Genomic DNA, 12,827 nt, shown 5'->3' on the forward strand with positions numbered 1-12,827 from the left:
GATCCGACTATCCGTGGAGCCGGCCAGCGGCCGGCACTACCGTTTCCGTGCTGCCGGCCAGCGGCGGGCCACCGACAGTGCTGCCTCAGTGCTTCAGGTTGTCGCGGATTTCGCGCAGCAGCAGCACTTCTTCGCTCGGCGCCGCCGGGGCGGCCGGCTCGGCCTGCTTCTTGCGGGCCAGGCGGTTGATGAACTTCACGACCATGAAGATCGCAAAGGCCACGATCACGAACTGCACCACGGTGTTGAGGAAGTCGCCGTAGCCGATCACCACCGCCGGAATCTCCTTGCCATCTGCGGCAATCCGCGCCGGGGCCAGCGTCCAGGCCAGTTCGGAGAAATCCACCCGCCCGATCATCCAGCCGAGCGGCGGCATGATGATTTTGTCCACCAGCGCGGTGACGATCTTGCCGAACGCCGCACCGATGACCACACCGACCGCCAGGTCGATGACGTTGCCACGCATGGCGAACTCTTTGAACTCAGTCAGTACACCCATCGGGCTCTCCTATCGTATCGGGGGAATCAAAGGACGCCGCAGCGTAGCGCAGCGCGTGTCATCCGGCGATGATGCCGTGGCGCTCGGCCACGTTCTCCAGCCGCGCGCTGAAACGGTCGCCCGGCTTCAACGCGGCCACGCCCGATGGGGTGCCCATGAAGACCAGGTCGCCGGCTTTCAGCGCCCACAGCTTGGACAACTCGTGCAGGATCTCCGGCACGTTCCAGATCATCTGGTCCAGCAGCGACTGCTGGCGTACTTCACCGTTGATCTCCAGCGACAGGTTGAGCGCGGCCAGATCGCCCACTTCCGCCGCCGGCACCAGTTCGCTGACCGGGGCGGACTGGTCGAAGCCCTTGGCCGGATCCCACGGATGGCCCTTGGCCTTGGCCTGCGCCTGCAGGTCGCGCCGCGTCAGGTCCAGGCCGACGCCGTAGCCGAACACCAGTGCTTCGGCCTGGTCGACCGGCAGCTCGCCGGCGGGCGCGTCGCGGCCGATCGCCACCACCAGCTCGACTTCGTGGTGCAGGTCCGAGGTCGCCGACGGGTAGGGAATCACATCGTCATGTCCGACCACGATCGCATCGGCGGGCTTGCTGAAGAACATCGGGCGGCCGCGATCCTCGGCGGCCGGCACGGCCGCGCCCATCTCGCGCGCATGGTCGGCGAAGTTGCGCCCGACACAGTAGATGCGGCGCACCGGGAAGGTGCCGCCACCGGCAACCGGAATGCGCGGTGGCTCGGGCGTGGGGATTACATCGGTCATGCTCGCGTCCTGTCACGTAAGGTCACGGGCAGTCTAGAACGCGCGCGCGCGACATGCCACGCCGAGGCGTGGCCGTTGGCGTTCAATGCAGCGGAGTTCAGAACACGCCGCGCGGGCGCGCGCGGCGGAACCTCAGCGCGACAGCGGCAAGGCCTGCTTGCGGACCACGTGGTACTCGGCGTCGACCACGTGCGGGTCGCTCGGGCGCGCGTTCTGCTTGCGCTGGGCGAGCAGCTTCCATGCCAGACCGGCGATGATCATCGCCGCACCCACGAAAACCCCGACAAACACCAGCGCGGCCAGGATCGCCAGGCCCAGCAGACCCACCGCAACGCGCACCAGCGGATGGCGCGGCTTGCGCGGCGCGAACAGGGTGCGGAACGAGTTGAACTGGAAGAAGCGGTTGTACATGGCGTTTCTTTGGCTGAAGTCAGCGAACTCCGAGTATCCGGGCTGGCCACTGTCATTGAGTGAAAAACTCGTTAAACGGCAACGCTGTTCATTTCAAATCAATGACTTGTGTTCATCCCGCAGCCAGCCAGATGAGGGCGTGAGAGAATGTGATCCCGTTGTCCGACTGCCTCCGCCATGTCTGCACCTGATGCCGCTGTAGCCCCGTTGATCGCGCTGGATGCCATTGCCGAGGCCGGATTTGCCGAGGTGGACGCGACGCTCGAAGGGGTCAGCGAGTCGGTCGTGCTGTATCGAGAAGGCGATGACGTGCGTGGCTGGCTGAACATCTGCCCCCATGCCGGGCGCCGCCTGGACTGGGCGCCCGGCCAGTTCCTCAAAAGCCGCGAAGGCCATCTGGTGTGCGCTGCCCACGGGGCATCGTTCTCGCTGGACGATGGCACCTGCGTGGCAGGACCCTGCAAGGGCGACCGCCTGCGTTCGGTAGCGCTGCAGGTGCGCGATGGTCAGGTGTGGCTGGGATGAATCGCAGTGCCGGCCGCTGGCCGGCTGTGTCTGGTGTCGGTTGCACGACGAGCCGGCCAGCGGCCGACACTCCCGGTCATTGCACGCACGTTGCCAACGGTCCGAAGGCGGTCAGAACATCACGTTGATCATCAACACCACTACGGCGGTGTAGATCAGCGACAGCGGGGCGCCCACCCGCCACAGTTCGCGCGGTGTGTAGTTGGCCGGGCCGGTGATCATCGAAATCACCGGGTTGGAGGCGGTCATCAGGTTGTTGGACGCCGACAACGCCACGATCAACGCAAATGCGGTCGGATTGCCACCGGCCGCCAACGCCAGGTTGACTGCGATCGGCACCATGACGATGGTCGCCCCCACATGGCTGATCACCAGCGAGAACATCGTGGTCAGCAGCGCCAGCGCGATTTCCAGCACCCACACCGGGATGCCGGTGGGCAGGCGGTCGATGGTGTGGCCGGCGATCCAGGCGGCCGCGCCGCTGCTGTCCATCGCCCAGCCCAGCGGGATCAGCCCGGCCATCATGAAGATGGTCTTCCAGTTGATCGAGGCGTAGGCCTCGTCCATGCGCAGCACGCCGGTGAGCAGCATGCCGGCCACGCCGGTCATCAGGGTCAGCGCCACCGGCAGCTTGGAGGTCAGCGCGATCAGGATGGTGATGGCGAAGATGCTCATCGCGATCTTGAACTTGTGCGGGCGCTGCTCACCCTTGGGGTAGTCGGTGACCACCACGAAGTCGCGGCTCTTGGCGGCCTGCGCCAGATCGGTCCAGATGCTATGGAACACCAGCATGTCGCCGGCGCGCAGCGCCACGTTGCGCACGTCCTCGCGGATCACCTGCTTGTCGCGGTTGATCGCCAGCAGGCTGATGCCGCGCTGCTTGCGCAGGCGCAGCTCCGAAGCGGTCTTGCCGATCACGTCCGAGGTCGGCGGGATCACCGCTTCGGAAATACCCGCGCGGCTGGGATTGAACAGGTCGCCCAGGTGCTTCAGGCGCGAGGACATGCGCAGGAACTGGTTCTGCGCGAAATCGCCTACCTGCTGGCGCGCCCCCATCACCCCGAGCACGCTGCCCACCCAGATGCGCATTTCCGCCGGCGGTGCCAGGCGGGTGTCGTTGCCGGTCTTGAGCGCCAGCAGCAGCGGTGCGTCGTGCACGTTCTCGGCCTCGCCCAGGGTCATGCCGACCAACGGGCTTTCGGCGGTGACCACCAGCTCGAACACGTCGCCTTCGATGCCGTAGGTCTTGGCAAAGTAGCTTTCGGTACGGGCCGGAGTGACGCCATCGTTGGCGAGGGTTTCTTCCTCGACCAGCTTGCGGTCGCCGAAGTAGCGGAAGTACAGCAGCGAGGCGATCAACAGCGCCACGCCGATCGGCAGCGGCGCGAACATGCGCAGCGGCTCGATGGTGGCCAGGCCCGAGGGCAGGTTGTTGTTGGCCGAAGCCAGCAGATCGTTCAACAGGATCAGCGGCGAGTTGCCGACCATGGTCAGCGCACCGCCCATCACAATCGCCGCGGCGATCGGCAGCAGCAGCCGTTGCAGGGTCAGGCCGGTGCGGGCGGCCAGCCGCGAGGCGACCGGCAGGTACAGCGCCATCACTGAGGGGTTCTGCATGAAGGACGAGTTCAAGCCGGCGATCGCGGTGGTCATCATCAGCAGGCGCGTTTCAACGCCATGCCCGCGCCGCAGCAGCCAGGCCGCCAGCCGGTTCAACGCCCCGGTGCGGTCCAGGCCCGCACCGAGGATGGTGGTGGCGATGATGCTCATCACCGCGTTGCCGGAGAAGCCGCCGAAGATTTCCTCCGGCGCGATCAGCCCGGTGACGCCCAGCACCACCAGCACCACCAGCGCCACCACGTCGGCGCGGATGCGCTCGAACAGGAACATCGCCATCGTGAAGCCAACCAGCCCGAGGACGAGCTTCATATCGGTGGTCAGCGTCAGCGCGGTGTCCATGGGGTGGCGCGGTTCCTTGGGGTGGGATCAGGTACGGTCGTACAACAGGTCCCACACGCCATGGCCGAGTTTCTGGCCACGGGTTTCGAAGTGGGTCTGCGGGCGCCACGCGGGACGTTCCACCTGGCCACGCGGCCCGGCGCGGTTGGTCAGCCCGTCGGTGGCGTCGAGCACGTCCCACATCTGCTCGGCATAGTCTTGCCAGTCGGTGGCGCAATGCAGGCGGCCGCCGACGCGCAGCTTGCGCACCAGCAGGTCGGCAAAGCCGGGCTGGATCAGGCGGCGCTTGTTGTGACGCTTCTTGTGCCACGGATCGGGGAAATAGATGCGCACTTCATCCAGCGCGCCATCGGCGATCTCCTTCTCCAGTACTTCCACCGCATCGTGGTGGTACAGACGCACGTGATCGGCGTTGTCGTCGGCCAGTGCGTTGAGCAGGCGGCCCACGCCGGGGGCGTGCACTTCCAGGCCGATGTAGTCGCGGCTGGGGTCCTGCTGGGCGGCAAAGCGCAGCGCGGCCCCGTTGCCAAAGCCGATCTCCAGCACCTTGGGCGCATCGCGCCCGAAGGTTACCTCCAGGTCGCGCGGCTCGCCGGTGAAGTCCAGGCCGAAGCGCGGCCAGCGGTCGTCGAACGCGCGCTGCTGGGCCGGGGTGAAGCGGCCCTGGCGCAGCACGAAACTGCGCACCTCGCGGCGGCCTTCGGTGATGGTGAAGGGCTTGGGCGGTGCCTTGGCACCGGCGCTGTCGAAGGGATTGGTCATCAGCCGATCAACCCGTCGATCGGCGAGGAGGCACTGGCGTAGCGCTTGCGCGGAATGCGCCCGGCCAGGAAGGCCTCACGCCCCGCTTCGACCGCCTTGCGCATCGCGCTGGCCATCAGCACCGGCTTGCGTGCACCGGCGATGGCGGTGTTCATCAGCACGCCATCGCAGCCCAGCTCCATCGCGATCGCCGCGTCCGATGCCGTGCCCACGCCGGCGTCGACGATGATCGGCACTCTGGCGTCTTCGATGATCTGCAGCAGGTTGTACTTGTTCTGGATGCCCAGCCCCGAGCCGATCGGCGCGGCCAGCGGCATCACCGCAACGCAGCCGATCTCCTCCAGGCGCTTGGCCAGGATCGGATCATCGGAGGTGTAGACCATCACCTCGAAGCCATCCTTGACCAGCACCTCAGCGGCCTTGAGGGTCTGCACCACGTCCGGGTACAGGGTCTTCTGGTCGCCCAGCACTTCCAGCTTGGTCAGGTTGTGCCCGTCCAGCAGCTCGCGCGCCAGCCGGCAGGTGCGCACCGCGTCGTCGGCGGTGTAGCAGCCGGCGGTGTTGGGCAGGATCGTGTAACGGTCCGGCGGCAGCACGTCCAGCAGGTTGGGCTCGCCCGGGTTCTGCCCGATGTTGGTGCGGCGGATCGCCACGGTGACGATCTGGGCCCCGGCAGCATCGGTGGCGATGCGGGTTTCTTCCAGATCCTTGAACTTGCCGGTGCCGGTCAGCAGCCGGGAACTGTAGGTCTTGCCGGCGATCACCAGCGAATCAGTGGGGGCATGTGCATTCATGGGCCGAATTATCGCCTATCGCGCGTCACGATGCTGCGGCTGCAGCGACCGTCGAGTGCCGGTGGTGGCGGCGCTGACGCTGTTCAACCGCCGCCCAGCGCATGCACGATTTCCACCTCGTCGCCGTCCTGCAGCAGGTGGTCGGCGTGGCGGCCGCGGGTGATGATTTCGCCATTGACCTCCACCGCGACACGGCGTTCGAGCAGGTTTTCGATCTGCAGCAGGTCCAGGACGGTGGCGCTTTGCGGAAGCTGGCGGGTGTCGCCGTTGAGCACGATGTTCATGACGCCATTGTCCCTAATTGTGGCCGGTGTGCGTACCCTTGCCGGCCCGCTGTCGGGGCGGCGGAGGCCGCCGTGCGGGGTTTCCAGAGGCCCGGGGCGATTTCATGCGGCGACGCAGCGTGAATTGCCCGGGGCGCAGTGAAACCATTGCCACCGTGCGCCGGCGTACGTCGGCTGTTCCCCACCCCAAGGAGTTTTACATGCTGCTCAGCAAGCGCCCCCTGCGTTCCCTGATGGCCGTGGCCATCGCCATGGCCGCCCTGCCGGCCATGGCCCAGCAGTCCCCCTATACCAAGACCGTGTTCATCGGCGACAGCCTCACCGATGCCGGTTACTTCCGCCCGCTGCTGCCGGCCGAAGTGCGACCGGTCACCGGCCAGTCCACCACCAACCCGGGCTGGACGTATGCGCAGTTCGTCGCCGACTACTACGGCACCAATGCCTCGGCGCACGGCAACGGCCAGAACGGCGACAACTACGCCATCGGTGGCGCCCGCGTGGGCGTGGATAGCAGTCTGACCCTGGCCCCGGGCACCCCGGCGGTGCCGGTGTACTCGCTCAAGACCCAGACTGCGCAGTACCTGGCTGCCAACGGCGGCAAGGCTGACGCGAACGCGCTGTACACCGTGTTCGGCGGCGCCAACGATCTGTTTGCCATCCAGGCCGGCGCGCCGCTGGTGTCCACGCTGACCAACGCGGTGACCGACCAGGTCGGCATCGTCGCTACCTTGAAGGGTGCCGGCGCCCAGTACGTCGTGGTCCCGACCATTCCCGACGTCGGCCTGACCCCGGGCGCACGCGCGGGCGGCGCGGCCGGCATGGCCGCCGGCACCGCGCTGGCCAAGGCCTACAACGATGCCCTGTTCGCCGGCCTGAAGGCGGCTGGCCTGCAGGTGATTCCGGTCGACACCTTCCACGTCCTGCAGGAAATCGTGGCCAACCCGGGCCAGTACGGCTTCGTCAACGTCACCAGCCCGGCCTGCACCACGGCCTCGTCGCTGACCTGCAGCCCGCTGGCCTACGTCACCCCGAGTGCCGCGACCACCTACGTGTTCGCCGATGGCGTGCATCCGACCGCTGCCACCCATGAAATGCTGGGCCAGTACACCCTGTCGATCCTGGAAGCGCCGCGCAACCAGCAGATCCTGACCCACTCGGCGCAGACCGTGGGTCGTTCGCGCGCCGACCAGGTCAGCTGGCACCTGGGCGGCCGTCCGGCCGATGGCCTGAGCTGGTGGGGCAACCTGCGTGGCGACATGCAGCGCTACGCCCACGCCGACCTGTACGACGGCATGGCTCCGGCCGGCCTGTTCGGCGTGGACTGGGCGCGTGACGGCATGGTGCTCGGCGGCTTCGCCGGCTACGGCCGCATGGATGCGGACTTCGGCAAGAACAAGGGCGATTTCACCCAGTCCGACACCTCGCTGGGCCTGTTCGCCGGCTGGTACGGCGAGCGCGCCTGGGTCAACGCCCAGCTCAGCTACAGCTGGCTGGACTATGACGTGACCCGCAAGCTCCAGCTGGGGCCGGCCACCCGCATCCACGAAGGCTCCCCGGAAGGCAGCAACCTGACCGCAGCCCTGAACGCCGGCTACGAGTTCGGCACCGAGGGCGGCTTCCGCCACGGTCCGGTGGCCGCAGTGATCTGGCAGAAGGTCAAGCTGGACGGGTACACCGAGAGCAACCCGAGCGCGACCGCGCTGGGCTACGCCGACCAGGATGCCGACTCCACCGTGGGCCGCATCGGCTGGCAGGCGCGCTTCGACGGCGGCAGCGTCAAGCCGTACGTGCAGGTGACCTACGACCACGAGTTCGAGGACAGCAAGGAGGCCAGCGCATGGCTGCAGTCGATGCCGGAAGTGGGCATGTACAAGGTGCCGGGCCTGGAATTCGACAAAAACTACGCCACCGCCGTACTGGGCGCCCGCGTCAGCATGTGGGGCCTGAACAGCAACGTGGGCATCAGCACCACCACGCTGCAGAAGCGCGCCCGCGACGCGACGCTGTTTGCCAGCTTCAGCGGCAGCTTCTGATCCACTTCGCGCAGCGCTCCYGACCGGGCGCTGCGCGGAGCGGTCGAAACGCAGAAACAACGGGCGGCCCAGTGCCGCCCGTTGCCTTTTTACCGTCCCGCCGCATAGACTTGTCCGGCACCGCGCGGGTGTAGCTCAATGGTAGAGCTGTAGCTTCCCAAGCTACTGACGAGGGTTCGATTCCCTTCACCCGCTCCATATCCCCCAGTACTTTCGGGGATTCTGGTCGCTCCGCAATATCTGGTCCGCTCCGCAATTGCTCTATTGAGGTCAGGCGTGGGTGTCGATCCAATCCTTTAGCTGAGCTGCGTCCGAGGCCGTCTCGGCGTGAAACGTCCAGCCGTCCGGGGTAGGGTCGCAATCCCTGTACGTGCTGATTCCGGGATTGGAAGATGTTGGTTGTCCTGCCATAGACAGTGCATCTAGAGCAGCTTCGATCCGAGCTCGCAGCGACGCGGGTCCGCGAACCACTGCGCCGTCGACAGTGATCGTGTTGCTGTCGGGTTTACCCTGCATTCTAATGACCTCATTTGGTGGGCTTTGATGGTCTCGCAACCCGTAGGCCCTGTCGATCACGCTTGCGTGACGTCACCGTAACGCCCTGGCCAACCACTTCGCTGCCGTTAAGGTCAGCGTGTAGGGGTGGCCTTTGAACCCCGCTTCTTTCGCACGTAGATCTCGGTTGTCGTGACCGATGAGTGGCCCAGCTGGGCCTGCGCTTCGCGAATGTCATTGGCCGAATCGGCCTTGTCCGTGCCTGCCTTCGCGCGCAGGTCGCGGAACTGAAACTCCCCCTTTGCAATGCCGGCGTCATCGCGCGCCTTGTCAAACCGGTAGCGCAGCGCTGCCCGGCCCAGTGCCAGCCCGCTGTCGTCTACGATCAAGCGGGTGCTGTACGGCTTCGACTTGCCGTCAGGAAGCTTCTCGCTCTTCCGCTTGGCGATCCGTTCCAGCAGCGTCCCCAGTTCGCCCGTGATCTCCATGAGCACCTTGTTCGTGGACTTCGCCTGCGTGATAGCCAGGCCACGGGGTGTGACCTGCCGCATATCCATTGACCAGACGTCGCCGACGCGCTGGCCGGTCAAGTAGGCAAGATCCATGGCGTCCCGCAGGGAGGCGTCGGCATGCCGGTAGACCGCCTGGAACACCTCGTCTTCCACGTAGACGCCGCGGCCAGATTCCTTGTTGCGTCGAATGCCCTCACACGGGTTCGGCAGGTCCGTGACGCCTTTGCCGCGTGCCCAGTTCCAGATGTGCGAGAACAGGGATACTTCCCGGTTGGCGATGACCTTCGATGGGCGCCAGTCCAAGTACTGTCTGATGTTGATCGGTCGGATTGCTTCGAATGGCGCAGGTGGCGCATCGAAGAAGCTGAGCAGTGCGGTGATGCAGCGATTGTTGAGGCGCTGGGTGGTCACTGCCTTGGTGGGCACGACCTCTGCCTGGTAGCGCTGCGCGACGTGGCGGAAGGTCACGACGGCGGCGGCCGGGATAGTGTTCGCATGTTCGAACTCCGCCCACTTCTTGATGGCTACGCCGTAGTCGCTCCCGAGAGGCGTCTCCTTGCGTGGCCTGCCGCCGTGATCATAGTAGTAGTGCACCACGCCGGACTTCTGCCGGCGAGCGCGGAACCGGGGGATGGCCCCCGGCTTGTTCGGTTTCCTTCCCATTTACGCAACCTTGCTCGGGGTCCATGTCAGCGCCTGCTTGGCGCTCGCGCTCGTTCCTTCAACGCTGGAGCGCAACACGACAGGCCAGTCGTGAGCATCCAGATAGTGCTTGATCCCGTTCTTGCGGAGAAACGCCGCCTGGCGCGCGCGCTGCGGCGTGCGGCACAGGGTGACGATCTCATCGCGCGATAGGAACATGTCAGCCACTGGCCACCCGCCCTTCGCCTGGCATCTGCAGGCGCATCTGGATAACGTTGTCCGCCGCCGGGGCCGCGATCGCGGGCAGCACCTTTCGCGCGCTGCGGGCGGGGCGGTTGATGCGGCGCCATTCGGCCAGGGCGGCATCCGGCTCGGCATGCTTGCTGGTCATCCGGCATTTGCACTCGACCAGGTGGCCACCGCCGGCGGCGAGGCCGCGCAGGTCGTGGATGTGGCGCGCGCTGTGTCCGGCGGCGCAGGCCGGCAGCCCCTCGGGGTGGCTGATGTGTCGCTGGGTCATGGGGTGGCCTCCAGGTTGACGATGTTCATGCGGCGGCGCCTCGCAGCAGCGGGGCTTCGTTGTCCAGGCGTTGCTGGGCCGACGCGGCGATGGCCTGATCCTTCTCGATCAGGACGAAGCTGCGGTGTTCGATCGTGGCTGCGGCGCCGGTGCTTGCGCTGCCCGCGAAAGGGTCCAGCACGGTCCCGCCAGGTGGGCAGGAGTAGCGAATCAGGGGCAAGAGCAGCTCGAGCGGCTTCTGGGTGGGGTGGATGGCGCGGCCGTGTTCGTTGCGCACCTGAATCACGCTACGCATCAGGCGTGGGCCGCCATCCTCCGAGACGTAGGTGGTGGATCCAGTAGCGCCATGCCATTGAGCCGGCTTCTGCTTCTTACGGACGACCCTGGCGCGCGCGTCGTTCGTGACCTGCGCCGCGTGGTGCACGTCCGCCCATGCGCCGCGATAGAACATGACCGCATGCTCATGGACCCGCCGGAACCGATCGTTGTGGAAGCCCGTGCCGTTCTGCTTCTCCCACACGACGTCTTGGGAGTACCGGAACCCGTGGGCCGCCATCTCCGCGAACACCGGCACCAGGAAGCGCATGGAGCCGAACACCCAGATGGAGGCCGCTGGCTTGAGGGCCCGAGCCACGTGTTCGATCCACCCAGGGCAGATCGCATCCCATTCCAAAGACGTGTCGCCATAGGGCGGATCGGTGATGCAGCAATCCGCAATCGCGGCCGGGAGCATGGGCAAGACCTCGCGGCAGTCGCCGACGTGGATCATCGGCGCACCGCCAACCGGTTGAAGAAGCGCCGCACCAGGTAGCCGCGCACGATCGAGATCACGGTGTAGACCACAGTGATGCCCAGCGCTGTGCCCGCGCCGACGGAGTAGCCGAACGCGGCCATCACGAACGGCGTCACCGCCCAGGAGATCCCGAAGCCGATTGCCGTGCTGACGTTGGCCTCGAGGAACGATTGGAGTTTGGTCTGGCTCAAGCGAACAGCTCCAGTTGGGCGGGGAGGGCCGAGCGGCGCTCGACCACCGCGGTGGGTTGAGGAAGGGCAGCAGCGGCCCGGCGGCGGGCATTGCCGGCCCAGCGCAGCAGCACGTGGGAGAAGGACGTGCCGCGCCGGGCGCGCGCCTCGTGCAGCAGCACGCGCGCCGTGTGCTTGGCCTGGGTGAAGGGATCAGCCACCGGCCACCTCCGGCTCGAGGAGGTGAGCCGCCCAAGCTTCGAAGTGGATCCCTGGGCGCAGCCTTGTGCCACGGCGCGGCACGAACTCAGGCCGGTGGATTGCGGAGACCAACAGCTGGGTTTCGGCGCGCTTGTTCGACGTGTCGCGGAAGGGCGCGCCGTGCCAGTTGCAGTTGCCAAGCGGCACGCCATGCGAAGGCTTCAGGCAGCTCCCGTCCCACTCCAGCAATCCCCAGCCGGCCGGCAGGTCCTCGACTTTGATCACCCCGGGCGGTGCCGCATAGAAGCGCCAGTCGCCGACGGCGTCTGCCGGATCGATGCGGTGCGGCTTCTTGGCGTCGGCAAGGAAGTCGGAGCGACTGGCCTTCACCTCCACGACCAGCGATATCCCATCACGCCAGCCGATGGCATCGGGCTGTTCACGGGGACCGGCCTTGAATGGGTCGCAAAGGATCGCGGCGCACCCGTTGCGTCGAAGCCACCGGACGGCTGCTGCCACGATCTCATCGTGCATTGGACCTGCCATCACCGGTCCTCCCGAATCTCAGCAACAGCCGGGACCTTGATGCGCATGTTGCGCGGCGGCTTGACGGTGGCCAGAGTGACGGGCGGATTCGGGGCTATGGGCCCGGTGTGGCGGTAGTCCCGTAGCGGATCGGCCACGAACCGACCGCCCTCCTTGCGCTGCACGGAGTATTCGGGGAAGGCCTCGGCGGGAAGCTGCTCTTGAGCCTCATCCATCAGCGCAACGAACCTCTCCTGCCAGTCGAGCGGCATGGACTGCAACGTGCGGCGCGGCACCACCAGGTAAGCTGCGCGGCCGAGCCCAAAAGCCTTCCAGATGGGCCCGTCGTAGTAGGGGTTCAGGACGGCCTGCTGTTCGATATCAGCCATTGGGGCTCTCTCCGCAGTGGTAAGCTCGGCCCAGCCCTAGAGGACGGAAGCCATGTCGCATAGCCAACTCGATCATTCCGAGGTTTTTCTCGTTCATCAGGACGGGCTCTTTGCAAAAGTGAGCGTGACGAAGGCCGCCAACGGTTGGTCCGTGCATGTGGTGGAAGTTAAACGGCCTAACGGAGTGACCGTCACGTTTGGGCACGGGCTTGGAGTTCCAGGCACGCTGGACGATGCGCGCGCAGCTGGCATTCGCAGCGCCCGTTCGCAGATTGCTACGACGCTGCACCGCGATACCAACGAGACCGGTCACGTGCTTCGGCCGCGCTATCAGCGCCGTTCGGATGGCACCGAGTACTTCGATGCATACGTGGAAGTGATCCAGGGAGACGACGTAGTACACCGGCACTTGATGGCGCCAGTGCCCAGCCGTCAGATGGGGGACCGCGAAGCAATGGACTTTGCTGCGCAGCTGCTTCGACACGTGACTGGCATTAGGGGTGATGGCTCGCTGGTCATTTGAGAACAACGCGGTGGCGGGCAGTGG

The 12,827-nt window shown here is 66.2% G+C and carries 18 protein-coding genes and 1 tRNA gene; 4 read left to right on the forward strand and 15 right to left on the reverse strand.

Translation table 11 applies throughout. The annotated features are described in order from the left end of the window. Window positions 1-85: 85 nt before the first annotated feature. From mscL to AC1DR7_RS13090, 3 genes are all read right to left on the reverse strand, one after another. Window positions 86-499: a large-conductance mechanosensitive channel protein MscL gene (gene mscL / locus AC1DR7_RS13080; protein ID WP_121039325.1), complete on the reverse strand. Its 414-nt coding sequence runs from the start codon at window positions 497-499 to the stop codon at window positions 86-88. Between the two features lie 58 nt (window positions 500-557). After that, complete coding sequence (locus tag AC1DR7_RS13085) at window positions 558-1,265, reverse strand: fumarylacetoacetate hydrolase family protein (protein WP_256775529.1); 708 nt, start codon at window positions 1,263-1,265, stop codon at window positions 558-560. 132 nt (window positions 1,266-1,397) lie between these two features. After that, entirely contained in the window at window positions 1,398-1,676 is a 279-nt protein-coding gene (locus AC1DR7_RS13090) for a hypothetical protein (protein WP_256775528.1), read from the reverse strand. A 177-nt stretch (window positions 1,677-1,853) separates the two neighbouring features. On the opposite strand from AC1DR7_RS13090, the gene AC1DR7_RS13095 reads away from it, so the two are divergent. After that, window positions 1,854-2,201, forward strand: a complete 348-nt coding sequence (locus tag AC1DR7_RS13095) for a Rieske (2Fe-2S) protein (RefSeq protein ID WP_457320393.1) — start codon at window positions 1,854-1,856, stop codon at window positions 2,199-2,201. Window positions 2,202-2,312: 111 nt separating this feature from the next. On the opposite strand, the gene AC1DR7_RS13100 is transcribed toward AC1DR7_RS13095, so the two are convergent. The 4 genes from AC1DR7_RS13100 to thiS form a co-directional block, all read right to left on the reverse strand. Continuing rightward, a complete protein-coding gene (locus tag AC1DR7_RS13100) occupies window positions 2,313-4,160 on the reverse strand; it encodes an SLC13 family permease (protein ID WP_457320395.1) in 1,848 nt (615 codons plus the stop codon). Between the two features lie 27 nt (window positions 4,161-4,187). Then, a complete protein-coding gene (gene trmB / locus AC1DR7_RS13105) occupies window positions 4,188-4,922 on the reverse strand; it encodes a tRNA (guanosine(46)-N7)-methyltransferase TrmB (RefSeq protein ID WP_478051547.1) in 735 nt (244 codons plus the stop codon). Beyond that, entirely contained in the window at window positions 4,922-5,716 is a 795-nt protein-coding gene (locus AC1DR7_RS13110) for a thiazole synthase (protein WP_478051548.1), read from the reverse strand. The genes trmB and AC1DR7_RS13110 overlap by 1 nt, the downstream gene beginning before the upstream one ends. Window positions 5,717-5,799: 83 nt before the next feature. Continuing rightward, window positions 5,800-6,000 carry a sulfur carrier protein ThiS gene (gene thiS / locus AC1DR7_RS13115; RefSeq protein WP_457320401.1) on the reverse strand — a complete coding sequence of 67 codons (201 nt, stop codon included), beginning with the start codon at window positions 5,998-6,000 and terminating at the stop codon, window positions 5,800-5,802. A 233-nt stretch (window positions 6,001-6,233) separates the two neighbouring features. Between thiS and AC1DR7_RS13120 the strand changes: the two genes are divergently transcribed. Further along, window positions 6,234-8,033: an autotransporter outer membrane beta-barrel domain-containing protein gene (locus tag AC1DR7_RS13120; protein ID WP_478051554.1), complete on the forward strand. Its 1,800-nt coding sequence runs from the start codon at window positions 6,234-6,236 to the stop codon at window positions 8,031-8,033. Window positions 8,034-8,157: 124 nt separating this feature from the next. After that, a tRNA-Gly gene (locus tag AC1DR7_RS13125) sits at window positions 8,158-8,231 on the forward strand. A 431-nt stretch (window positions 8,232-8,662) separates the two neighbouring features. Here AC1DR7_RS13125 and AC1DR7_RS13130 read toward each other — a convergent pair. Genes AC1DR7_RS13130 through AC1DR7_RS13165 form a run of 8 tightly spaced genes read right to left on the reverse strand, consistent with a single transcriptional unit; the run spans window position 8,663 to window position 12,280 of the window. Then, on the reverse strand, window positions 8,663-9,703 hold the full coding sequence (locus AC1DR7_RS13130) for a tyrosine-type recombinase/integrase (protein WP_457319311.1): 1,041 nt from the start codon (window positions 9,701-9,703) through the stop codon (window positions 8,663-8,665). After that, window positions 9,704-9,901 (reverse strand): DUF4224 domain-containing protein, encoded by a 198-nt coding sequence (locus tag AC1DR7_RS13135; protein ID WP_346492260.1) that lies wholly within the window; start codon window positions 9,899-9,901, stop codon window positions 9,704-9,706. It abuts the gene before it with no gap. 1 nt (window position 9,902) lies between these two features. Beyond that, complete coding sequence (locus AC1DR7_RS13140; RefSeq protein WP_457319312.1) at window positions 9,903-10,202, reverse strand: hypothetical protein; 300 nt, start codon at window positions 10,200-10,202, stop codon at window positions 9,903-9,905. 25 nt (window positions 10,203-10,227) lie between these two features. Then, window positions 10,228-10,971 (reverse strand): DNA-methyltransferase, encoded by a 744-nt coding sequence (locus tag AC1DR7_RS13145; RefSeq protein ID WP_457319313.1) that lies wholly within the window; start codon window positions 10,969-10,971, stop codon window positions 10,228-10,230. Beyond that, the gene (locus AC1DR7_RS13150; RefSeq protein WP_457319314.1) at window positions 10,968-11,186 is read right to left on the reverse strand and encodes a DUF7220 family protein; all 219 of its coding nucleotides are present in this window, start codon (window positions 11,184-11,186) and stop codon (window positions 10,968-10,970) included. The genes AC1DR7_RS13145 and AC1DR7_RS13150 overlap by 4 nt, the downstream gene beginning before the upstream one ends. Then, a complete protein-coding gene (locus tag AC1DR7_RS13155) occupies window positions 11,183-11,386 on the reverse strand; it encodes a hypothetical protein (RefSeq protein ID WP_457319315.1) in 204 nt (67 codons plus the stop codon). The genes AC1DR7_RS13150 and AC1DR7_RS13155 overlap by 4 nt, the downstream gene beginning before the upstream one ends. Then, entirely contained in the window at window positions 11,379-11,900 is a 522-nt protein-coding gene (locus tag AC1DR7_RS13160) for a PDDEXK family nuclease (protein ID WP_457319316.1), read from the reverse strand. Before AC1DR7_RS13160 ends, AC1DR7_RS13155 begins: the two co-directional genes overlap by 8 nt. 11 nt (window positions 11,901-11,911) lie before the next feature. Next, window positions 11,912-12,280 (reverse strand): hypothetical protein, encoded by a 369-nt coding sequence (locus AC1DR7_RS13165; protein ID WP_457319317.1) that lies wholly within the window; start codon window positions 12,278-12,280, stop codon window positions 11,912-11,914. Between the two features lie 52 nt (window positions 12,281-12,332). Here AC1DR7_RS13165 and AC1DR7_RS13170 point away from each other — a divergent pair, with 52 nt between their 5' ends. Next, window positions 12,333-12,803, forward strand: coding sequence for a hypothetical protein (locus tag AC1DR7_RS13170; protein ID WP_457319318.1), 471 nt, complete (start codon window positions 12,333-12,335; stop codon window positions 12,801-12,803). The last annotated feature ends 24 nt before the right edge of the window (window positions 12,804-12,827 follow it).

Source organism: Stenotrophomonas sp. P5_A9 (assembly GCF_056400525.1).